Below are 23552 nucleotides of genomic sequence, written 5' to 3' on the forward strand. Positions count from 1 at the left end.
AAAAAAGCCCACCCTAAGTAGAATAGGCAGGACTTCACTTTTACCCTCCGCCAAACATACGCGCCAGCGCCATAACCCCGTTTTCATCAATTTCATGGTAGTTCTCATCGTTGTAGCCTTCGGGTTGCTTCTCCTCTCCGCTGCCTCCGCCAAACATTGCCCGGAGAGGCGCGGTTACAATCTCTACCTCAAAACGAATATATTTATGCACCTGCTTCAGGAGCTCCTGAATCTGCGGGTAAGTGTATCTCCTGATTGCCCACTTATCGAGGTTACAATGCTTATGAAGATAGAAAAAAACTTCGCTCCATGTGACAGGTCCTCCTGTCTCTGTATCGCGGACTTCTACCCCTGTCGGCTCTTCTCCCTCAGCCCGTTCTACTTTTTTAGTCCATTAAGATCCATCATGACATCCAGAATACGCTTAGCCGTGCGAAGATCCACATTACGGTCAATAAATGAATGATCCACTACCAGATTCCCCGCTTTATCACGGTAAGCAATTTCCGGATAGATTTGAAAAGCCAGCCCCAAAATATCATGAAGTGTTTTTTCCTTGGCTTCCTGGCCCGGTGCAAAGTTAAGAATGATTTCGCCTACATTGACCGTTTTCAGGTATTGCATGAACTCTCGCGTATCCCCAAATGTCATTGGTGGAATCCGGTACAGTTCTCCATTACGCAACATGATCTCTTCATCCTCTTCAAACCACACACGTTCTGATAAACGAATTTCCTTGTCTTCTGGTAATTCCTCTTCTGTGCTCTCTGCTTGAATCCGTCTTAGTGCAGCCTCATTCATTTCTTTCGCATGCAGTAGTTCCTGGACTGACTTGCTCATAATCCCTCTCCTTTGTGTTTTATTGAAAAAACAAAGACCCGGGTGGGGACCCGGGCCTCGTTCATCCGCAGCAAGCTTCAGAAGTTACACGTTCGAGGCTGCCGAATAACGCTTGATACTCCCTAGCTTGCGGTCCGCACGTTCCGGATCAAGCACTTGCAGGGTGATCTGAGAAGTAGATGCAGTAGCCCGGGCAGCATCGATAGAGAACGTACCTTTTGCCCGGCATTGGTATAACTCTGTTTCAATGCCTTGGAACGTGCCATCTTTTTGCAAAAATGATCCATGATGAATGATATGAACCGGGAAAGGAACCTCGTCAACCAGAATATCTACCACATCGATGATCTCTGTACGCTGGTAGCTCAGTACAACATCCTTATTGGTATGTGATGTATTTAGAATCACATAGGTTTTTCCTGCATCGGAAGTCACCATGAACTGTTTGTCTGTTGGCGCAACAGTTGAGCTGTACGCCACTTTCTCAAGGAGCGAGTTGGCATCCTTCAGCTTCACAGTGAAATTGCCGTCGCCATAAAGGGTGCTGCCGAATGTGACTTCTGCTAGAGCAACATCCGGTCCGGAAGATGCACTGTGGTCAAGCTCTCCTTTAATCAGTTCATGCTGTTCATTGAGTACCCAGAGAGAACCATTTACATCTTCTTTCACTGTAGATCCCATCATTAGGGATAGCTGAGCCAAGTCGAATTTTGCGTCTGTAGCTGTAATTTCAATCGATTTTGACTTCACAAGATTATCGATCGCGAATAGGCCGTCCGAACCGAACACATCTTCCAGCTCTACGTTAAGATCAATTTTCAGATTTTGAAGCGTACCGAGCGATACCACCTCAACACCTTTACCATCGGCTGCATATTTCTTTGCAAGAAATTGTCCAACACCCTTAATAATCATCTTTTTAGCCATTCGTAAATTCACTCCTTTAATGGATACATCAAGCTTGTCTAATCTGTGAGCTGATCAGCAAGCCCGAGGCTCTTATTTATTCTTCCTGAATAGAGTAGGCGGGCTGCAGTAATCCCTAACACTCCCCGTCCAAAGATAGAGAAAAGTGAAGTACCGTAGTGAAACAATACACATCTGACATAAGGGTTGGCGTTTCATGTTCCTTATACAGCGTTGTTTCGAAGTTCTCCACATTCTCAAACGGACTTATGACATTCCGAAATAATTCACCAATCCGTTTAGAGATCTTCAACGCCAAATCCACATTATTAGCCGTGTAAGTATTGAATTTGATGAACGAATGATATACCAGATCATTCTCTCGGCTGATTTTGCCCTTCCGGCTCGCATAAAAGCTAATTAAAGGCAGGTTGCCTTCAATAAGATTTAAGGGCTGCGATCGCTTTTGAATCCGCTGCTCTACCCTTAATACATCTGCCGGATTAATGTGCATTAACTCTAAGAGCTGTGAATCTGTACGAAGTATCCGATGAATCTCAGCATAAAGGTCAGTGACCATAGTAACCTCCCTAATTTGGATTTTCCCTGCTCAAATAGATTAGGCCAAAACCCAGATATGCCCGCGCACAGAAACAAATCATGGATGTCACCAGCCCGCCCTCCGTCCACTGCAAAAGCTCAACGCTTTTCCTCCTCATCACAGATAACTAAAAACCCAGCACCGTAACGGTACTGGGTTTAAGTCTTCAACCGAGCTGCAAAGACGATTATTGACGTGGCGGCTTTCTGCTGGGTGTATTTTGTATGATTCTAATCACTTTTCCTGCACCTGCTGCATTAGCCGGAATATAGTTATCTGCTTGGTCCACATCATACCTTAAGACAATATCGGCTAAATCGTACATATCTTCCTCCTGACGATCCTCTCTATCGTCATACACAATTAAATTAGGGTGAGCAGATCTAAGTGTGTCAGCATACCTTGATGAATCAGTCCACATAATGATACGTCCTTGAAATAAAGAACGAACATCTAAACCTATTTTGGCAACCGTAAAATTATTGAATGGTTTCACACGCGCTGCTGCCCCGCTTTCGCCCCCCTGGTGCAAACAAATAATTACAACCTGATCTCCCCCCATACGCGCCAAGTTCTCCATTAATGTGTAGGTTCGATTGTTCGCAGGAGCCTTATAATCTCCTTCTAATAGAGCAACTATCGTCATTGGATGCTTAATCTCCACAGTTATTTGCCTGCTGAGAAACTCTTTGAATTTATCAAGCATTCGCATTCACCTCTTGGTTGTAGAATATACCGAATCGGTACTAAACAATCAGAGAGTGGCTGCGTATGTGATAGTGAGGCAGTAAAAGCCTCGTCCCCTTTCCACAGTCCTCCCAAGACTGTTTCACTATAAGCGGCCTCCCGGCCGCCCACACCAGGCGGGACCTCTTCCCGCCTTCTTTTTCAGTCTATTTTATGAAGGAGTTATACACTATGGAATTGATATTTAAAACAGCAGACGGACGTGGACTAGGTGTAAAAAACACGGCCCTATTGGATATATGCCCCTTCTTCGTGAAAACCTTGGCTTACAATCGTATTTTTGATGTGTATATAGAGACCGATAGCTATCAGCTGCAAAGCTCCCGATCACAATATCTAAATAGTTTTACTCATACAGCACATAACCTGGAGTATAAACCCAATGTGTATGTCCGTAAGCCAGATTGGGCTAATCCATTGCGACTTTGGCTCATTGGGGATCTTATCCATCACATTATCCAGTTTAACCATAACCATAACGACAGTGAATTTACCGGGGTCCTGTTCGACATCCAGCCCTGTGATCTGCCAGCTAGCAAGGATGACGATCTGTACTTTAAAAATTGCTTAGTTCAGTATATGGATATTTTGGAAAAGGAGAAATTCAAGATCGATACTTACAATACAAGTCATGATAAAAATTTCAGCCTGAAAATTGTGATGCCCAAACAGCTCACCCGTTTTTTTGTGGAGGATGCTGCTTTGATCTATGAGCGCCTTAATAAAGTTGTTCACCAAGTAATAGTAGTAGAGTATTTAGACAGGGAGGCTGAACATGAATAGACCATTGATGGGAGACTCTTCATATCCGGTATATTATGCACTAAAAGCAGGCCTATCCCATAGTAGTGGAAATTTCAATCAAATTCTCGCTGCTCTTAAATGTAACAATATGGGCATAAAAACATCGGAAATCAATGAGAATCTTCAAAATCTCATTTTGCGTGGTTTTGTAGAAGAGTACACTGGTAAAAATCCCCACACCGGGTTAGAAAATGACACACTGTACCGTATCGCTGAGCGCGCAGATATTATTTCCTGATTTTCGCTTCCGCTTCCCTCTCTAGCGAGGCAAAATAAGCAATCTTATGCTCAATCTTTTGCGCAAAGCTCTGAAAAAATTTAATTTTCTCATCGATCTGCAGCTTATGCGCCTGAAGCAGCTTCCGCTGGTCGGGCAGTGCTCCTGTCCCTTCTTGGGATAATGCGATGAACTGCTTAATTTCGGCTATCGGCATTCCCGTGTCCTTCAAGCAGCAGATCAGCGAGATCAACTCCAAATCCTCGTCCTGAAAACAGCGGTTTCCGTGTTCATCCCGTGCTACAACAGGCAGGACGCCCTCCCTTTCATAATAACGCAGTGTATATTGGCTTAGTCCGCTTTTTTGTGCTATTGTTTTGATGCTGTACCCCATATTTCTGCTCCATTCCGCCGCTTCAGCTCCGGCAAGTTGATCTACATCTAAATTACCACCAATACGAATCTATGAAAAGAGCGCTAACAAAACTGTTGACTTACACCTAGCTCTAAGGTCTACACTTTACACTGTACCTTACATTTAAGGAGTGAATGATTCATGGTAAAAACAATTAACGTGGGTAACGGTACGCTGGAGGTTGCCCAAATTTCATTAGGATGTATGCGGATTGCCGAATTGTCGGCCAAAGAAGCGGACGTTCATATTCACAGTGCCCTGGATGCAGGCATTGACTTTTTTGACCATGCAGACATTTATGCCGCCGGCAAAGCCGAAGAAGTATTTGGCGAAGTCGTAGCGAGCAGCCCGGGCATGCGCGATAAGTTGATGATTCAGACCAAATGCGGGATTCGGCAAGGTTTCTTCGACTTCTCCAAAGAACATATTGTGTCATCCGTAGAGAACAGCCTGAAACGTCTCAAAACCGACTATGTGGATGTACTTCTGCTGCACCGTCCCGACACCCTGATGGAGCCTGAGGAAGTGGCTGAAGCCTTCGATGTTCTGGAGCAAAAAGGCATGGTTAAACACTTCGGTGTCAGCAACCTGAACCCGCTGCAGATTGAGCTGCTCAAAAAAAATGTCAAACAGCCACTGCTCTTCAATCAGCTGCAGCTTAGCATTATGGTTTCCGGCATGATTGATTCCGGCTTCAACGTCAATATGACCAACTCCGCTTCCGTGGTACATGATGGAGGCATCCTGGAGTACAGCCGGCTGCACGACATGACCATTCAGCCTTGGTCTCCGTTCCAATACGGATTCTTTGAAGGCGTATTCCTGGGCAATGACAAGTTCCCTGAACTGAACAAGGTCATAGACCGTTTGGCTGACGAAAAAGGCGTTGCCGACACCGCCATCGCTATCGCCTGGCTCCTCAGACACCCTGCCAAGATGCAGCCAATTGTAGGTACTACCAATACCAAGCGCCTGCTGGACATCGCCAAGGCTTCGGACATTACCCTATCCAGAGAAGAATGGTATGAAATTTACCGTGCTGCAGGCAATATACTTCCGTAAATAAGCTACAGAAAATACTAAACCCGTAAAGACCTTTATGAACAAAGGTTTTTACGGGTTTTAACTATGAATGAGGTTGCCTGATTCTCTTCATGGCTGCTGGTCACCGTACCTGTAGCCCACCTGCTACAGGTATCAGGTTTAAATCCGGCTCCAGAGGATCGAATTGACTGTGATAGAGGTCAAAATACGCCCCTCTTGCTCTCAAAAGCTCAAGATGGCTGCCCTGTTCAATTATCGCCCCCTGATCGATTACCAGGATAATGTCTGCATTGCGGATAGTGGATAACCTGTGGGCGATAACAAAGCTGGTTTTACCCTTCATCAAAGTGTTCATAGCCTTCTGTATATAAATCTCCGTACGCGTATCCACATTACTGGTAGCTTCATCCAGAATTAGAATCGGCGGGTGGGTAAGAAAGGCCCGGGCGATGGTCAGTAATTGTTTTTGCCCCTGGGAGAGGTTCGAGGCTTCTTCGTTGATTACAGTATCATAACCATCCGGCAAAGTGCGGATAAAATGATCAGCGTGAGCCAGTTCCGCAGCATGGATAATCTCCGCAAACGTGCAATTTTTGCAGCCATAAGCTAGATTGTCCTTGATCGTCCCATGAAACAGCCAGGTATCTTGAAGGACCACACCGAACATTCTCCGTAAATCAGCCCGCTTCATATCCCTGATGTTCACTCCATCAATCCGGATCTCTCCTTGATTAATTTCATAAAACCGCATTAACACATTAACCAGAGTAGTTTTTCCGGCCCCCGTGGGTCCTACAATCGCCACAGTGTCCCCCGGTTCCACATGAAAATTAACATTCCGAAGCAGGGCCGTCCCCTCTTCATACGCAAAGCTGACATTGTGATAGTCAACCCGTCCCTGAGGATTCGTTATAGCAAAGGCTTCTGCATCTTCTATATCTTTCAGTTCCTCCATCTCATCCAGTACTTCAAAAATCCGTTCAGCGGATGCTATAGTCGACTGAAAGCTGTTCATAATATTTGAGATTTGATTAATCGGCCGTGAAAACTGCTTGGAATATTGAATGAAGGCTTGGATATCACCTATCTTTATGCTGCCATTTATTACAAAAATACCACCGACTACACACACTACGATATAACCAATGTTGTTGATGAAATCCATTAAGGGCATCATAAAACCGGTAATAAATTGGGACTTGAACCCCGCTTCACAGAGTCTACCGTTGATCTCCCTAAACTTCTCCTCTGATTCCTTTTCGTGCCCGTAAGCCTCTACAACCGTCAGACCTGTGTACATTTCTTCCACATGTCCGTTAAGCTCACCCGCTGCTCTGCGCTGTGCGATAAAATAAGGTTGCGACCGTCCCGCCAAGAACTTGATCGATAAGACACTTAAGGGAATGGTCACTACCGTGACCAAAGTTAATAAAGGGCTGATCATCAGCATCATAACCAACACTCCAACAATGAGAATTACGGCTGAAATCATCTGCGTAAGGTTTTGCTGCAAGGTAACTCCAATCGTATCCACATCATTGGTTATACGGTTTAATAGTTCACCATGGGAGTGCGAATCCAAAAATTTCAAAGGCAGACGTGCCATCTTCCGGTTCAGATCTTCTCGGATTTGAAAAACGATTTTTTGTGAGATATTCACCATGAAATGCTGCTGTAAATAGGAGAAGACGGCACTAATCAAATAGATGCTGAACAGAATGAATATGATATTTCTAATCGCAGCAAAATCAATATGGGCCCCAGCGGTATTCTTCAGTTTACCGGAAATCCCGTCTGCTAAAATATTGGTGGCATTCCCCATAATTTTAGGACTGAAAATACTGAATAATGTACTGGCCACAGTCATCAGACATACCATTATAACCTGTAGCTTATATTTATCCAGATATCCCAGAATTCTTTTGACCGTACCTTTATAGTTTTTGACCTTTTCTTTGGGATGGCCAATGGAGCCTACCGGATTGAGGCCTCTCATGGATTTGTTCATTAACGAGGTTTTATCCTCCTTGCTCATGCCGACGCCTCCCCTGAAAGTTGTGAGGAGACGATTTCCTTATAAGTCTCACAGGTATGGAGCAGCTCCTTATGTGTCCCCATTCCGACTATGCTGCCTTGATCCATGACAATAATGGTATCTGCATCCATAACCGTGCTTACTCTTTGCGCCACAATAATTACGGTAGCTGCCAATGTTTCTTTCTTAAGCGCTGTCCTTAAATGAAGGTCTGTAGTGAAATCAAGAGCTGAGAAGCTGTCGTCAAAAATATAGATTTCCGGTTTTCGGACCAGCGCACGCGCTATTGCAAGCCGTTGTTTCTGTCCACCGGAAATATTAGTTCCGCCTTGCGTTATTTTCGCGTCAAATCCACCTTCCATGTGAAGGATGAACTCATGAGCCTGGGCCATTTCAGCAGCCTTCCTGATATCGTCTGGTGCTGCACTCTTGCTCCCAAACCTGATATTATCAGCAACCGTACCCCCGAAGAGAAATGTTTGCTGCGGGACCACTCCCATTCTGGCTCTGAGGCATTGCAGTGAGATTTCCTTGATATCCACACCATCCAATAGAATACTCCCCTCCTGTGTATCATAAAAGCGGGGGAGGAGGTTGATTAAAGTAGATTTTCCAGAGCCGGTGCCGCCAATAATGGCAAGGGTCTTACCCGGACTGGCCAGAAAAGAAACATTTTGCAACGCTGGGCGCTCCGCTCCCGGATAACTAAAGGTTACATCCCGGAATTCGATGCAGCCTTTGCCAGATTCAATACTCCGGACCTGACTCTTATCCTGAATTTCCGGAGTAAGCGCAAGAACTTCATGAATCCGTTCCGCTGAGGCTTTGGCCCGTGGCATAACCGAAAACATCATCGAAACAAATACAATGCATATGATGATCTGCATCATATATTGGATATACGCCATCAAATCCCCAATTTGCATAGTTCCGCTGCCTATAAACAAACCGCCGTACCATAAAACCGCCAAAGTAGCCACATTCATGATCAACATCATTAGGGGCATGACCAGCGCGATGGTCAGGTTTGCTTTTACAGCAATAGCAGTCAGGTCTTTGCTCGCTTCTTGAAATTTTTGGGTCTCGCCCTCCATTTGATGAAAAGCGCGGATGACCCTGATCCCCTTCAGGTTCTCACGGGAAACCAGGTTTATTAGATCCAGTTTTTCCTGCATGGTCTTAAAAAAGCGCATGCTTTTCTTCCCTATAACAGCAGTACATAGTCCGAGTACCGGTAGAACTACCAGAAAAACCAGAGAAAGCTGTGCGTTTTTTGAAACAGCCATAATGATGCTTCCAATCAGGATCATCGGAACAATAATCACGCGCAGCATCGTCGTGAATATCTGCTGGAATTGTGTAATATCATTCGTTGTGCGGGTAACAAGGGAAGCCGTACCGATATGATCCAATTCCCGTAGTGAAAAACTCTGTACTTTGGCAAACACAGCACTGCGCAGCGAACCCCCAAACCCTACAGTGACCTTCGCAGATATATAGCTGGTCAATGTAATGACCACTGCATTAAGTAGAGCCACCAGAATCATATACTCCCCGATTTCCAGAATATAATGGGTATCTTTTCTTAGAATCCCCTTGTTCACTATGTCCGACATTAATGTAGGCAGATAGACTTCTGCCATTGCCTGACAAAAAGCTAATATGAATATCAAGCCGATATGAACTTTATAGGGCTTTAAAAATCTCAACAATTTTGTCAAGTTCCCGACCTCCCACTATACAAACTACGGCTTATCGGACTGCACATTCGATTATGGAAAATTTGCTTGGTGTTTGTTTGACGGTCAAGATATCCAATCCTGCTTGATCAACCAGCTTGCCCAGCTCTGCTTGATTGCGCACACTTCCGCCCTCGGAACAAACCAGGAACAATAAATCACGGAAGGCCTCTTCCGGGGACAGCCCCTCTTTGGCAGGGAGGTTCTCGATAATAATCAGCTTGGCGTCCCTTGTCATGACCTTGCGGATATTGCTGAGAATACTGACCACATGCTCATCATCCCAGTCATTCAGTACCTTGCTTATCATGTATAGACTGCCGCCAGCAGGGATCTGCTCAAACATACTGCCAGGGACCAGCTCGCAACGTTCCCCTAGCTCCGACTTTCCGATATTTACTCTGGCTCTTTCTATCGTTTCGGGAAGATCGAACAAGATTCCCTTAACCCCGGGAACCGAGTTGAGTACTCCTGTAATCAATTGCCCCAATCCTCCGGCAACATCAACGATGACATCATATTGATCGAATGGGTAGGACGTTAGCAATGCCGGCAGACTCATCCTGGAGTAAATCTCCATAGCTTTATCCATTGTTTGCAGATAATCATCTTTCATCTCATGATTTCCATACCATTGCTCGCCAAAAACCTTCTCAAATGCAGGTTTGCCAGTTTGAATGCTATATTTCATCTCAACCATGGACTGCACCACGGTCTCATGCAGCAGGTATTTCACCAGCGGCTCCAGAGATCTGGGTGATTTCCCGGTGAGAAGCGTGGCTCCATACTCCGTAACATCATAGTCCCCCTCTTCGTCTTGAATCACCAGACTTATAGATTGCAGTGCCATTAACAACCTGGACAGAGCCGGGGCATTCAAATCCAGCGACTCTGCCAATGCAGATACAGAAGATTTGCCGTTGTTAAATGCATCGAACACACCTAACTCCACTGCGGTTTTGACCGCAAGAGAAAATCCCAAACCAGATACAATCTGCATCACTACAGCCTGGGGAAATATTTTGGGCATGGACTGTTCACTTTTAGTTGCATTAGTCATTGTATTAGCCTCCATTTGTTGGGTTTTGGGGATTGATATTATACTTTAATCGCTTCTGAGATTTCTGCTGCTTTTCTTAAGTATTCCATGTATTGATGTAGCAGAGCATTCACTGTTTCCTCGGCATATTGCTGCTGGTTATATTCAATACCAATATTCAGTTGGTTCATTCTTATGAAGCTGATGAACTTCAGTTTATAGTTCCAGATCTCTTCGCCGCTTCTATCCTCACCACCTGACAATGGGGAGATCTTGAAGATCGTTGTATTGAACTCGGCATCAAATTGCCCCATATAGTTAAATGACAGCTCGGGGTTCAACCGGAAGCGCATCCCCTCCTGATGACTGCTCAAATACTTCAAGATTCCGTGCCCTCCCCCTTGCTTGGGGATATTGCTCAGGTACTCCTGGACATACGCCAGGCTTAAATCAATATTTCTGCTCTCCGGTAATTGCAAGGCCACAGGATAGAGAGTTGAGAATCTGCCTACTGTCCTAAAAATATCAATACCCTTAATATTCATATCACGGCCATGACTGCCTAAGTTAACCACAACCTCTGCTTTCCCCGTCCATGCTTGGATCGTTAATGCCAGAGCCGTCAACATTATGCTTTCCGTTGTGAACTGCGGGTTGCTTCGAATGGATGACATGACTTGTTCCGTCTCCATGCGGTCGAATGCTTGGTACAGGGTTTGATTGTCTCTCACTCTGACTTCGTCCGCATGATAGTCAGTAGGCAGTGGTGAAACATTTATGCTCTCTACCTGATCCCAATACGGCTGCTCACAGAGCAGTTCTGTACTGTCCGCATATTCATACAGATGGTTGGACCACTGCAGAAATGATGCTGTCTTGGGAGGCAGACCGAAATTCTCATGATTGAGTAATTGGGTATAGGCTGTGTTGAAATCCTCCAGTATAATTCTCCAAGACACGTGATCTATGATCATCTGATGGATGACGATTAACAGATGTTCACCCTCTCGGGCCTTAATCAAGGCTAGCTTGACCAGTGGACCTTTTTCCAGATCCATACTGGCCTGTACTTGATTCATTGCAGCTTTTGCATCCTCGGTAAAAGAGGGGGAATCCACCAAATCTATCAGGCAGAAGTCAAACAACTCCCCTTCCAGTCCCCGGTTCAGCTGTATCTTGTGCCGGCCTTGATCTCTGAATACCATACGGAGAGCATCATGATGCTGAATAATTTCAGTAAAGATCTTCCGGACATGTTCTTCACCAAAGCCAGTCTCCCTATAAAGCACAAAGGACAGATTTCTATGCTGCAGGGTGTCTTGGCAATGTTCCACCATCCAGCTTTGGATTGGCACAAGCCCCGCTTCGCCTGTCACTACCCCGTAATCGGCCTGACCTGCCCGGTCCTGTACCTTTTTGGAAACCTCTCCGATGGTTTGGTACTGGAATAGATGCTTCACCTCCAGCCTTAAGTTGTACTTTTCCATCCTTGTTGCCGCTTGAATCGCCTTGATGGAATCTCCGCCGGACGCAAAAAAATTATCGTGGATTCCTATTCGCCGAAGTTCCAGCACCTCGGACCAAATCGTGCTTAATATCTCTTCGATACGGTTTCTGGGAGTACTGTCACCCGTGGAATGATTACTCGTCTCCCGAGGGTCCGGCAATCGTAAGGTATCGACCTTGCCGTTGACAGTCATAGGAATCTGATCCACCGGCATGATTACCGGGGGAATCATATAATCAGGCAGGTATTCCCCAAGATATTCGCTAAGGCCGGGAAGGACCTGTTCATCCCTGCACACAACATACGCACAAAGATAAGGCTCTTGCCGATGATCCTTTTTAACAAGAACGACAGCCTCTTGCACTCCATCACAGGAAAGCAGTCTGTGCTTGATTTCATCCAGTTCAATTCGGAAGCCTCTAATTTTCACTTGATGGTCAGCTCTTCCTGCAAAATGAATCAGGCCGTCCTCCGTCCATTTCCCCATATCTCCGGTTTTGTACATATACTTTCCCGGATTATAAATATCCTTAACAAATCTGCTGTTAGTTAATGCCTTATTGTTGCAGTATCCTCTTCCGACTCCTTGTCCGCCGATATACAGCTCACCAAGAACTCCCCGGGGTAACATTTGTCTTTGCTCATCAAGAATATATACCGAACAGTTTTTTATAGGTGCCCCAATCGATATTTCCTGAATCTGCGCGATCTCCTCCGGCTTAATGGTGAAGGCTGTAGCATCCACACAACATTCCGTAGGCCCATAAACATTAGTTATATAGGGCGGCTTATGATCGGCAAAATGGGTATAGAACCGCTTCACTTCTTTAATGGAAAGCGCCTCTCCGCCGATAATGAAATGCGAAACACCGGTCCGGGCACACTGGGACGTCTCTGCCAACAACCGGAGGTACGCCGGTGTCCCATCCGATATATCAATCATATTCTGTTTGTAATACTCAGCTAGCTGAATTACATCCAGACGTACATCCCCAGGCACAATATTCAAGTGATGTCCAAGCAGAAATGCAGAGAATATCTGCTTCACAGATGCATCGAACACAAATGGCGCGAGCAGTGCCACATTCAGGTACGGACCATGCATGCTGTAGATTTTTTCGTGGAGCGCTTCTGTAAGGTTCGTAACGCTTCGGTGCTCAATCATTACTCCCTTGGGATTTCCGGTCGAGCCCGAAGTATAGATTACATAAGCCAGACTATCCGCCGATGCTCTAACCTCAAGATCTCCCTGCTCCTCGGAACTGCCCTCCACCTCCTCAAGACAGATTTCCCTGATTCCATGCTGTAGACCCTCGCGATGAACCGCGTCGGTAAGGACAATGCTGGCTCCACTGTCTTCCAGCATAAACCGTTTTCTTTCCGGGGGATAAGCAGGATCAATAGGCAAGTAGGCTGCGCCGGACTTCAGAACGCCCATAATGCCCACCGCAAAATTTGTACTGCGTTCAGCGATGATACTTACAACTGTGTCTTTGCAGGCACCATTTCTGATAAGCACTCTGGCCAGCTGATTGGCCCGTTCATTCAATTCACGGTACGTTAAGGAGCGGTCGAACGCGGTTACTGCCAAATGATCCGGAATTCGTCTGGCCTGCGCCTCGAACATTTCTACTATCGTCTTGGGGATATGCGCATCCGGCAGCCCCGCCTGACTGTAATTTTTTATTTCCTGCAGCTCATCCCTATCCATTACATCCATCTTTCCAATAAGTACATGCTCCTCGGCAACAACGCGGTCGAGTATCCGCAGGAAACGTTTGGCAAAGCTTTCTATCGTGCTTCGTTTGAATAGTTTGGTTGCATAAGTGAATTCAAATTTGATCTCATCCTGACCCGGAAATACCTGCAGCACAAGATCAAATTTTGCTGTTTTATTATGATAAGGATAAGGAGCATAGTGCATGCCGTTGACTTCAAAGGTCGGATTATCCATCAATTGAAGAACAAACATAACACTGAACAGAGCTGTTCTGCTTAAATTCCGGTCCATGTTCAAGTGATCCACGAGCTCTTCAAACGGGTAGTCCTGATGCTCATATGCTTGCAGCGCATTCTCCTTCACCTCGGCAAGGAACTCCTTGAACGTCATTTGAGCCAGAGGGCGGTTTCTGAGAGCAAGCGTATTGACGAACATTCCTATCATCTGTTCCAGTTCCTTGTGTTTCCGGCCGGCAATAGGCGAGCCCACAATGATATCCTCTTGTCCCGTATGTTTGAACAGAAATACATTGAAAACAGCCAGTAAGGTCATGAACAGGGTAGTCTTTTCTTTGGAGCCATATTCACTTAATCGTTGCGTTAGCTCCTGGCCGGCATAGAAAGAAAACCGCTCTCCTTGATCCCCTTGATCACTGTCCCTCGGATAATCAATCGGCAAATTGAGAGTGGGCAGTTCTCCGGAAAAGGCATCCAACCAATATTTCTTTTGTTTATTCATGAAGTCCGTTTTAAATAAATCATTTTGCCATTTTGCAAAATCTTTAAACTGGATGTGCAATTCCGGCAGCGGGTTATTCTCATATAAATAGATGAATTCTTTCTGTAACAAAGGGATAGAAGACCCGTCAGCGATAATATGTTGCACATCAAGCATCAAAAGATGCTTGTTGCTGTGAACCTCAACCAGTCCAACCCGTATCAGCGGAGCTTTACTCAGGTCAAACGGCCGGATAAACCGCTGAGTGATTTTCTCCAGATCCGTTTCATCGTCTGCACGGTATTTTTCAATAGCCAGATGAACATGATCATCAACGGTTTGCACAAGTTCCTTATTCACAAAGCTAAAGGACGTTCTCAGCACCTCATGTCGTTGAATCAGCGCTTCGAATGAACGTTTGAGACGTTCCTCATCCAGCTGGCCTTCCATCATTACAAAGAACGGAATATTATAGGATGTACTCCGGGTGTTTAACTGGTTGAGGATATAAATCCTCTTTTGCGAAGAAGACACTTCATAGTGTTCCGCAGCTGTAATTTGAGGTATGGCCGAATTCCCGCGCGTATCCTTATTCGTGTCAACCTGGCCTTCGATATAAGCAGCCAGCCTTTCGATATTTGAATGCTCGAATAAATCCGGCACCTGCAAGCCAAGGTCCATGATGGTATTAAGGGTATTCACAATTTCGATGGCAATGATTGAATCTCCGCCGATTTCATAAAAGTCTGCCGTTATATGCATCGGGTTCATACCCAGGACTGCTCCCCACACCTGCCCGACACTAATCTCCACTTCTGAATATGTGTTGCCGTCTCTGCCTTCAAGCTGAACCCCTGCAGCTGCAGCCTCAAGGCTATTTTGCCATGCATTTTCTTGTACCCCTTCGTTCGGACCTGCCGCTTCTCTTTTTGGAGTGTTCACCCAGTGCCTTTCCTTTAGAAACGGGTAGACCGGGATACTGATCCTTCTCCTCTTTTCCCCTTCGTATAAGCTCTCCCAGTCGACCTCAGCCCCTTTTTCATACAGGCTGCAAATTTCATTTAAGATGTCTGTATCTGTTTTGCCGCTTCTCTTGTAGTCCTCTACTTTTTGACGGGCACTGTTTTTCAGTTCACGGTCTTCGGTGTACGAAAGTTTTTTTAGGTTTCCAAGGTTGATCTGAGTATGGTGGAGCTTGTTGATTTCCCGCTTCAGCTCTGCCTTGCCCTTAACCTTCAGGCATATTCTATACTCACAGTGCTTTCTGCCGGTATTTGCTGTGTAACAAAGGCTGGGTAAATCGAAGCTGCCGTCCTCATCCATAAACTGTACATAGCGTGCGACTAACTCCTGAAGCGCCTTTTTATTCTTCGCAGACAGTGTCAACACTTCGGTAGGCTGTGTAGAATCTGCTTGCTCCGTCCTAGCCGGCGCTTCTTCCAAAACAAGATGGCAATTAGTTCCGCTGAAGCCAAATGAACTAACACCTGCTCTTCTGGGCTGAGTACCGCGATCCCAGGCTCTTGCCCGGTCACTCACATAGACAGGAGAATTGCTGAAATTAATCAGCGGACTAGGCTCATGGAAATTTATACTTGGGGGAATCACCCCTTCCTTAATCGCCATGACCGTTTTTATTAGGGAAGCTATACCTGAAGCCGCCACTGTATGTCCAATATTGGGTTTCACTGAACCGATGCCGCAAAACTGCTTCCTGGTCGTATACTTTTTAAAAGCATTGGCAATCCCCTTAATCTCGATGGGGTCGCCCAGAATCGTTCCGGTGCCGTGTGTTTCGATATAGGCAATGGTTTCCGGGTCAATTTTGGCATTTTCCCAGGCTCTTACAATCACTTCCTCCTGGGCCTCCGCATTCGGAGCCGTAATCCCATTAGAAGCCCCATCATTGTTGGTGGCACTTCCTTTAATTACAGCGTATATGTGATCACCGTCTTCAACGGCCCGGTTCAGTGGCTTTAATACGAGGGCAGATATGCCTTCACCCCACATTGTGCCTCTCGCATTTTTATCAAAGATGCTTATTTGACCGTTGCCTGCTTCAATTTCACTCATCATTCCCGTTTTTTGCGGCAGGAGAAACAGGTTCACCCCTCCGGCGATGGCCATACTGCACTCTTCATTCATGAGGGCTTTACAGGCAAGATGTACGGAAACCAATCCTGAAGAGCACGCCGTATCCACAACAAGACTGGGACCTTTGAGATTAAAAATGTAAGAGGTTCTGCTCGCAAGAATTCCCGGGTAGGTGCCTGTCATCGCAATCATATCCGCATCCTTGATTAAGGATGCATAGGATATTTTCAAATCGCCGCTGTGGTCATGGCCTACATACATCCCTGTGTCAGACCCGTATATTTTCTGACCGGCATATCCCGAATCCTCAATGGCATGATATACAGTCTCCAGGAACAAACGCTGCTTCGGGTCCATGAGCATCGCTTCCCGCGGCGAGATTCTAAAAAACGCCGCATCAAACTTATCGATCTCCTCTAAAAAACCGGCTTGGAAGTAGGCATCCTTCTCAGCATAGTTCATCAACGGATCCAGATCATTTTTTCTGACCTGTGGCAGGTCTCGGATGCAACCTACCGAATTCACAATATTGCTCCAATACTCCCGTGTGTTATCAGCATTGGAGAATTTGCAGGAAATCCCGATAATCGCAATTTCATTGCTGCCCTTCTTCTCTTTCCGTGTGAATTCCTTCAACATCCTCAGCGCCATCTCGCTGTCCATGCTCTGAGTTTTGACCTGCTCGAGGATATACTTTTTGATGATAGAGGTATCATCCACGACTGCTCACCCCGGGCGAAGACTCTCCAATCGTCGTGGAAAAGGTCTGTCCATTTTCTTTACAAAGAACCTGCACCAAATTCCGGGCCTGAAGCACTACACTCGGCAATCCTCCACCTACTTGAGTCCAATGCCCTATCATATAGAAGTTCGCCAGTCCTGGCAGGGAGCGTTTCAGTTTTTTCTCCTGCATAATGTTATCCATCTGCTTTTCCCACCCCATCCAGCTGCCATTCCTGTTATTCGTATAACGCTTAATGGTATGAGGCGTAGAAACATCCACTACCTCAATATTCTCTTTAATTCTTCCAAGCCGCTCTTCCAGCAGGTCAATGATCTCATCGGCCACTGCTTTTTTTTGCTCCTCGTATTGACGGGGATCGGTTTCTTTCAGGTTCTCCCAATATCCCGTTGGAGTCTTCGCATAGACCACAATGCTGGTTTTGCCTTTTGGAGCGAAGCCAGGGTGTTTATTGAATATTTTCACGAACATATTATCCGCCTTGGAATCCCCATTCGAACGCAGCGGCTGCTCCAGCTCCAGGCTCATATAATGGGGCAAATCTTCAAATGTCCGGGATATTCCCAGCCCCACATATATTTGAGCAGCTTTGGTATTGAAGTTCTCATAGCAATACTTCAGATCATCATCTGCATATTTCCCCTCCAGCATTTCAAAAATGGTGCTGTAGCCATCAGCGGCTGAAATCACCAGATCTGCGTGATAGATTCTCCCATTCTCCATTTCAATGCCTATCACTTTATCTTCTTCAACCAAAATACGCGAGACCTTGGAATGATATTGGATTTTACCGCCAAGTCCCATATATCTTTGCTCAATGATCTTTGAGAGCTGCAAAGAGCTGTCCACCGGGTAGCCCGATGCCTTGGCGTTGACCCAGCCCATAGTAGCCATGAAATAAGCAACCGCCGTATCGACATTAAACCAGAATATTTTCCGGTAATTCGTTCTCACAAACTCACTCTTAAATTGCTGGGCAAATTCTTCAATCGTCACGCTGCCCCATTTTTTCATCACTTCCATATATTCACCGGCTTTGGCTTTGAAAGCCTGAAAGTCGGAAAGATCAAACAACTCAGGCGCCTTGTCGATTCTCAAATCAACGTTAGAGATTACTTTGATCGCATCCGTCAGCACCTTTATCATCGCTGCATCTTCGGGTGCAACTCTTAGGAACTCCTGTTCCAGCTTGTCCACATCCGCATACAGCGTGAATTTTGTTCCGTCCTTGAAATTAATTACTGCAAATTCCTCATCGTTGACAAACTCCATGTTCTGGATCACATTTAATTCACTCCAGAATTTATGAAAAGTATTGTTCGGGCCGGAACCGACCAGCCAGCTTAAGCATCCGTCAAAATAATAACCTTTCCGCTTCCATCCGGTGCATAGGCCTCCAGGCAAAGCCCCAGCCTCCATGATCATTGTGTTATATCCGTTCATCTGCAAATAACATCCGGCTGCCATTCCTGCGATACCCGCGCCAATTATAATGGTTGTATGATTGTCCATTTTTTCTCCTTTTCAAAAAGTTATATGATTCTTCAACCCTTTAGTCTTCGAGAATTTTCAAACCATCCTGGATATTGATAGCGCCTTTTTGCAGATTCTCAATTAAATCTCTCAGCTCCTGCTCCATTGGCCCGGTAGCCGGTTCTTCTTTAACTGGTGCAGGCGGGATATTTCTATTGAGCTCCCGATCAATGTATTCCGACAGCTCAACTACCGACGAATAGGTGAAAATGTCAGAAATATCAACAATATCCGGATATTTTTTATCAATCAGCTTAAGTAATTGAGTCGCCATAATCGAGTCGCCTCCCATGGCATTGAAGCTTTCGTACAAATCCAATTCATGCATATCAAGGATCAAGGAGTACATTTGTGCGATATTTCTCTCTGTTTCAGAGTAATCAGCACCCTTCCCTTTGAGGATTACATCACTCGCAGCCTCTAGTTTCGGGGTTTCCTTTTGTTCAGTTCTTGTTTTTACCGTATCCTTCAGCTTGCTTCTAACCGCTTCAGATAAAGTAAATGGCAGTTGGTCTTGAACAGCATCCAGCAGAGGGCGGTTCAGCTTTCCCGGAATAACATGGGTCATACCGCCTGCCACCATTTCATCCATAAGAGTCAGTGCCTGATTCACCGTTAACATGTGGAATACCGATGATTCCTCGGTAATTCCATAATCGACTGCAATTCCCACTTCACTCCACGCCGGCCAATTGATGGCGAAAGTACGCGCTCCTCTTTTATTGCGTGAATAGGAGAAGGAGTCCATGTAGGCATTCGCTGCAGCATAATCCCCTTGCCCTGAGCCGCCAAAGATAGCATTGATCGATGAGAAGAGAATAAAGAACTCCAGGTCCTCTTCCCTTGTGGCCTGATCCAATACCCATGTGCCAGTAACTTTGGGATTTACTACTTCATTAAATGTTTCCTTGGGCTTTCTAAAGGTAAAGCCTTCACCTGCAACCCCCGCACAATGGAATATGCCATGGATACGTCCATATTTTCCTTTGAGATCCTGAATCACTTCATGAACTTGATCCAAGTCGGAAATCTCACAGCTGTAGCAATTCACTTCGGAACCCGATTCCCGGATGTCTCTTATCGCTTTGAGCTTCCGGGACAGCTTGTCCTCCGGATTCTTAAGAATCAGCTGATCCCAGGACTCTACTTCCGGCAGCTTGGAACGGTTAATTAATGCAATATGGACTGAACTCTTTCCTGCCAGATATTTAGCGATTTCCAGTCCTATGCCGCCCGTTCCCCCTGTGATGATATACACGCCTTGCTCCTTGATATCCAATCCCTGCTCTGCTGTGTACTCAGGCTCATGCCGATCCAGCTCACAGGTATATCGCTTCCCGCTTCGGAGTGCTATCTGATACCTGGATTCAATGCGTTGAATTTCTTCACGGATAATCTCTACCGGAGTCTCCCTATCAACATCAAGCGCTCTGCATTGAATGTTCTTAAACTCCTGTGAGAGCACAGTGCCCAGGCCAAACAGCGCAGCGCCCAGCGGATTGATTCCCTGCTCTTTTCCGGTTACTTCCGTTGCATTGTCAGAGATTAAGACCAGATCAATGTTCTCTTTTATTTTATTGCTGCTGATGCTTTTGGCTAAATAGAAGAGGCTATGCAAACTTCTGTTCTGTTGGTCCTCCAAATCCGCACAAGTCACCGCTGCCTCACTACTGATAGAGGATAAATGAAGAATTTGCCGGATATTACGGTCTTTGATTTCATTCATTAGGTTGATGTAGTCATTCTCGGTACCTTGAATCACATAATGGTTGGGGGTCAGCTTCTTGTAGAATTCTCCGAACTCAACCTGAATCGTATCCTCTGCTTTATTCTGCAATTGCCCGGCAATATTCTCATATATTCCTTGTGTGTCTTTGAATACCAGTACCGTTCCTTCATTTCCTCTACGACTTCCCGCTTTAGCCTCGGACGGAACCCAATTCAAACGATAGAAGGCGTCATTCAAACCATCATTCTCTTTAAAAAGCGTTAGCAAATGATTGACCTTTTTCAGTACATAGTCCTTAATTTCCACAAAAATCTTACCCTGCATATCGATTAATTGAATATCACATGTCTTAGTTTCCTTGTTACCCGACTTTTTCTGTACATATGCATAGAAATGTTGGGGCATAGCGGAGTATATCTTTATATTTTTGTAGGATAGCGGGAGAAAGGTACTGTCGTCATCATCTTCTCCAATGAACACATTTGCCGCATTATCCAGTAGTGAAGGGTGAAGGATCAGCTCCTCAAGGTCTCCTTTGAAGGCCTCGGCTAATTCCAGTTCTACTAATTGCTCATTATGGTCAAGGATGACTTCTTTAAAATTCAGCCAACGCGGCCCGAAAGAGAATACCTTGCTGCTCAAGCTGGTATCTTCATATTTAACTTTGATGGTTTCTTTACTGCTGTCATTTCGAACAGCATCCAAGTCGAAGAATAAGCGTTCCGTATCCTTGGATTCATCTATTAGATTGTAAGCTTTTCCTTCAGCATGTGTGATCCACCCGCCTTGCTCCTGACTGGCAATAATGAAATGGGCATATCCCTTTTCTTTCTTGACGATGGTATGCACCTGCTTGTCTTCGGTTTGCCCTACCGAGAGCGGTGTGAAAAAGAACACATCCCTTAGTTCAAGATAATCCGTGTGATACAGCTGGGAGCATGCCTTTCTCCCCATTTCCAAATAGGTCGTGCCCGGAATTACGCTGACACCCATAATTTTGTGGTCGCTTAACACCCAGTGTGTATTGACATTAAATGTTGTGGAATAGATAGTTTCATCCATGGAGTCTGCCAGGCATTGGTCAATCAGCGGATGATTGATGTTTTTCTTAGGCACTTCTAATTCAGATCTTCTATCCTTCACTTCTCCCCAGTACATCACTCTATCGAATTGATACGTGGGCAGGGATACGATTTTTCTTTTATTGTTCCGATACATCAGGTTCCATTCCACTCTGGCCCCTTTCACATACAGATTGCAGATTTCCGCCAAATTCAGAATCAGATACTCACTCGCATCACTTGCAATCTCTTCCAGGATGCCGCCGGCCTTGCTGCTTAGTTTTCTGTGTTCCGACAGCGTAATTTCGCCTTGATCTCTGATTTGCTTCCGGTCAGATCCAATTTTGTGACAATCATAATACACTCCCTTTTCAGAGATATCGCTTAACCCTCTAGAGGCCAGCTGAGTGATTTTCTGTTTAAGCTCCTCATAGCTTTTCACAATCAGCGCTAAACGGTATGCATAATGGCCTCGTCCTGTTTTGGCGGTATAGCATATGTTATTCAGATTGGTTTCCGTTCCCTGTCTGAAGAAATCAGCATACTGGTTAATCAACTGGTTCAAAGATTTCTCTGTCTTTGCGGATACTGTAAATATTTCATACTCCGGTCCTGAAGTCCCGCCGGTTTCCGCCTGAGCAGGCGCTTCTTCCACTACGACGTGAGCATTCGTTCCGACAAATCCAAAAGAATTGATTCCTGCTCTTCTAGGCAAAACGCTTTTGGGCCACTGCAGCGGCTTCTCCGTGACAAACACCGGGGATTTGATGAAATTAATCAGTGAATTAGGCTCTTTAAAATGAATACTGGAAGGGATCACATTATTCTTCATGGACAGAACGACCTTGATTAACGAAGCCAGACCTGAGACGGCAACCGTATGGCCAATGTTGGCCTTTACCGAACCTATTCCGCAGAACTGGACCTTGTCCGTATGTTTAGCGAACGCATTGGTGAGCCCTTTGATCTCTATGGGGTCCCCCAGCTTGGTTCCTGTACCATGTGCTTCAATGTATTGAATCGTTTCCGGGTCAACTTGAGCATCCTCCCAGGCTTTGAGAAGCACCTCTTCCTGTGCTACTGCATTCGGTGCTGTTAATCCGTTCGAAGCCCCGTCATTATTGACCGCACTTCCCTTAATAACAGCGTAGATGTTGTCTCCATCCTGTCGGGCTTTGCTTAGTGGTTTCAGGATAACAGCTGCTACACCGTCACTGAAAAATGTACCGTCGGCATTTTTATCAAACGTCTTCACCCGATCATCCTGCGACTCCATCATTGATTTGCGGGCTGTACTGAACCGCGGGAAGATCCCCAGAGAAATCGCACTGACAATAGCCATTTCACATTCTTTGTTCTTCAGAGCATTACAAGCCAGATGTACGCCTAACAAGCCCGAACTGCACGCGGAGTCCAGTACCATGGAGCTTCCTTTCAAATTCAACAAGTAATTAATCCGCCCCGCCATTAATCCTGGCCAGTTGCCTGTCATACTTGTTGATTCATCCTCAGTAATATAGCGGTATAAGGTATCATTAACATGATCCTTGCCTACGTACAGAGAGGTTTGGCTGCCAAATATTTTGTCGCCCGCATACCCGGCATCTTCTATGGCTGTCCAGACAGTTTCCAGCAGCACTCTATGGGACGGGTCCATAGCCTTGGCTTCTTTGGGAGAGATATTAAAAAGCTCTGCATCAAACTTGTCCACGTCTTCCAGGTATCCGCCCATTTTGCAATCTTCCGCTTCTTCCTCTGAAACATACCGGGCTCCCATAAAATCAGCATAAGCTTTGTTATTCACAATGGGTTTGATATGCTCGATCATTTCTTTTTGGAACTCCACCCTGCAGTCCAATCCACCCATCAGATTGCTCCAATACTCACCGGTATTGCTTGCTTTGGGCAGCCTGCACGAGATGCCTATGATCGCAATGTCTTCCTTTTTCGGACCTTCGTTTTTCAATTCCTTAAGCATTTGCTTCGCTGCTTCTTGTGTTAGCTTGTGCTGCTTGACCTGCTCAAAGATATAGGTTTGAACCACGCTCATTCGATGATCACT

At 45.6% G+C, this 23552-nt stretch carries 15 protein-coding genes; 3 read left to right on the forward strand and 12 right to left on the reverse strand.

All coding sequences use genetic code 11. The features are described from left to right. Positions 1–40: 40 nt before the first annotated feature. The 5 genes from A3849_RS32880 to A3849_RS13690 form a co-directional block, all read right to left on the reverse strand. The gene (locus A3849_RS32880; protein ID WP_178382687.1) at positions 41–211 is read right to left on the reverse strand and encodes a hypothetical protein; all 171 of its coding nucleotides are present in this window, start codon (positions 209–211) and stop codon (positions 41–43) included. 167 nt (positions 212–378) lie between these two features. Beyond that, on the reverse strand, positions 379–840 hold the full coding sequence (locus A3849_RS13675; RefSeq protein ID WP_074111921.1) for a hypothetical protein: 462 nt from the start codon (positions 838–840) through the stop codon (positions 379–381). Positions 841–924: 84 nt separating this feature from the next. After that, a complete protein-coding gene (locus tag A3849_RS13680; protein ID WP_074111922.1) occupies positions 925–1767 on the reverse strand; it encodes a major tail protein in 843 nt (280 codons plus the stop codon). Positions 1768–1882: 115 nt separating this feature from the next. After that, positions 1883–2326, reverse strand: a complete 444-nt coding sequence (locus tag A3849_RS13685; protein WP_074111923.1) for a hypothetical protein — start codon at positions 2324–2326, stop codon at positions 1883–1885. 208 nt (positions 2327–2534) lie between these two features. Then, entirely contained in the window at positions 2535–3053 is a 519-nt protein-coding gene (locus tag A3849_RS13690; RefSeq protein ID WP_074111924.1) for a hypothetical protein, read from the reverse strand. A 212-nt stretch (positions 3054–3265) separates the two neighbouring features. On the opposite strand from A3849_RS13690, the gene A3849_RS13695 reads away from it, so the two are divergent. Continuing rightward, positions 3266–3877, forward strand: coding sequence for a hypothetical protein (locus tag A3849_RS13695; protein WP_074111925.1), 612 nt, complete (start codon positions 3266–3268; stop codon positions 3875–3877). After that, positions 3870–4136: a hypothetical protein gene (locus tag A3849_RS13700; RefSeq protein ID WP_074111926.1), complete on the forward strand. Its 267-nt coding sequence runs from the start codon at positions 3870–3872 to the stop codon at positions 4134–4136. Before A3849_RS13695 ends, A3849_RS13700 begins: the two co-directional genes overlap by 8 nt. Here A3849_RS13700 and A3849_RS13705 read toward each other — a convergent pair. After that, a complete protein-coding gene (locus A3849_RS13705) occupies positions 4126–4509 on the reverse strand; it encodes a MerR family transcriptional regulator (protein ID WP_074087182.1) in 384 nt (127 codons plus the stop codon). The two genes, A3849_RS13700 and A3849_RS13705, sit on opposite strands and share 11 nt — an antisense overlap. 162 nt (positions 4510–4671) lie before the next feature. Here A3849_RS13705 and A3849_RS13710 point away from each other — a divergent pair, with 162 nt between their 5' ends. Continuing rightward, entirely contained in the window at positions 4672–5592 is a 921-nt protein-coding gene (locus A3849_RS13710) for an aldo/keto reductase (RefSeq protein WP_074111927.1), read from the forward strand. A gap of 103 nt (positions 5593–5695) precedes the next feature. Here A3849_RS13710 and A3849_RS13715 read toward each other — a convergent pair whose 3' ends face one another. The 6 genes from A3849_RS13715 to A3849_RS13740 are packed head-to-tail and all read right to left on the reverse strand — an operon-like array spanning position 5696 to position 23540. Continuing rightward, on the reverse strand, positions 5696–7609 hold the full coding sequence (locus A3849_RS13715; RefSeq protein ID WP_074111928.1) for an ABC transporter ATP-binding protein: 1914 nt from the start codon (positions 7607–7609) through the stop codon (positions 5696–5698). Next, the gene (locus A3849_RS13720; RefSeq protein WP_074111929.1) at positions 7606–9330 is read right to left on the reverse strand and encodes an ABC transporter ATP-binding protein; all 1725 of its coding nucleotides are present in this window, start codon (positions 9328–9330) and stop codon (positions 7606–7608) included. The genes A3849_RS13715 and A3849_RS13720 overlap by 4 nt, the downstream gene beginning before the upstream one ends. A 31-nt stretch (positions 9331–9361) precedes the next feature. After that, positions 9362–10408 carry a methyltransferase gene (locus tag A3849_RS13725; RefSeq protein WP_074111930.1) on the reverse strand — a complete coding sequence of 349 codons (1047 nt, stop codon included), beginning with the start codon at positions 10406–10408 and terminating at the stop codon, positions 9362–9364. Between the two features lie 38 nt (positions 10409–10446). Next, entirely contained in the window at positions 10447–17145 is a 6699-nt protein-coding gene (locus tag A3849_RS13730) for a non-ribosomal peptide synthetase (protein ID WP_074111931.1), read from the reverse strand. Next, positions 17138–18679 carry a phytoene desaturase family protein gene (locus tag A3849_RS13735; RefSeq protein WP_074111932.1) on the reverse strand — a complete coding sequence of 514 codons (1542 nt, stop codon included), beginning with the start codon at positions 18677–18679 and terminating at the stop codon, positions 17138–17140. The genes A3849_RS13730 and A3849_RS13735 overlap by 8 nt, the downstream gene beginning before the upstream one ends. 40 nt (positions 18680–18719) lie before the next feature. Further along, complete coding sequence (locus A3849_RS13740; RefSeq protein ID WP_074111933.1) at positions 18720–23540, reverse strand: type I polyketide synthase; 4821 nt, start codon at positions 23538–23540, stop codon at positions 18720–18722. Between the last annotated feature and the right edge of the window lie 12 nt (positions 23541–23552).

The sequence above is a fragment of the Paenibacillus sp. P46E genome (genome assembly GCF_001909095.1).
Classification (GTDB): Bacteria; Bacillota; Bacilli; order Paenibacillales; family Paenibacillaceae; genus Paenibacillus_AQ; species Paenibacillus_AQ helianthi.

Coding starts and splice junctions, on each gene's coding strand:
- A3849_RS13675 (WP_074111921.1), bottom strand. CDS start 840: ATGAGCAAGTCAGTCCAGGAACTACTGCATGCGAAAGAAATGAATGAG.
- A3849_RS13680 (WP_074111922.1), bottom strand. CDS start 1,767: ATGGCTAAAAAGATGATTATTAAGGGTGTTGGACAATTTCTTGCAAAG.
- A3849_RS13685 (WP_074111923.1), bottom strand. CDS start 2,326: ATGGTCACTGACCTTTATGCTGAGATTCATCGGATACTTCGTACAGAT.
- A3849_RS13690 (WP_074111924.1), bottom strand. CDS start 3,053: ATGCTTGATAAATTCAAAGAGTTTCTCAGCAGGCAAATAACTGTGGAG.
- A3849_RS13695 (WP_074111925.1), top strand. CDS start 3,266: ATGGAATTGATATTTAAAACAGCAGACGGACGTGGACTAGGTGTAAAA.
- A3849_RS13700 (WP_074111926.1), top strand. CDS start 3,870: ATGAATAGACCATTGATGGGAGACTCTTCATATCCGGTATATTATGCA.
- A3849_RS13705 (WP_074087182.1), bottom strand. CDS start 4,509: ATGGGGTACAGCATCAAAACAATAGCACAAAAAAGCGGACTAAGCCAA.
- A3849_RS13710 (WP_074111927.1), top strand. CDS start 4,672: ATGGTAAAAACAATTAACGTGGGTAACGGTACGCTGGAGGTTGCCCAA.
- A3849_RS13715 (WP_074111928.1), bottom strand. CDS start 7,609: ATGAGCAAGGAGGATAAAACCTCGTTAATGAACAAATCCATGAGAGGC.
- A3849_RS13725 (WP_074111930.1), bottom strand. CDS start 10,408: ATGACTAATGCAACTAAAAGTGAACAGTCCATGCCCAAAATATTTCCC.
- A3849_RS13735 (WP_074111932.1), bottom strand. CDS start 18,679: ATGGACAATCATACAACCATTATAATTGGCGCGGGTATCGCAGGAATG.
- A3849_RS13740 (WP_074111933.1), bottom strand. CDS start 23,540: ATGAGCGTGGTTCAAACCTATATCTTTGAGCAGGTCAAGCAGCACAAG.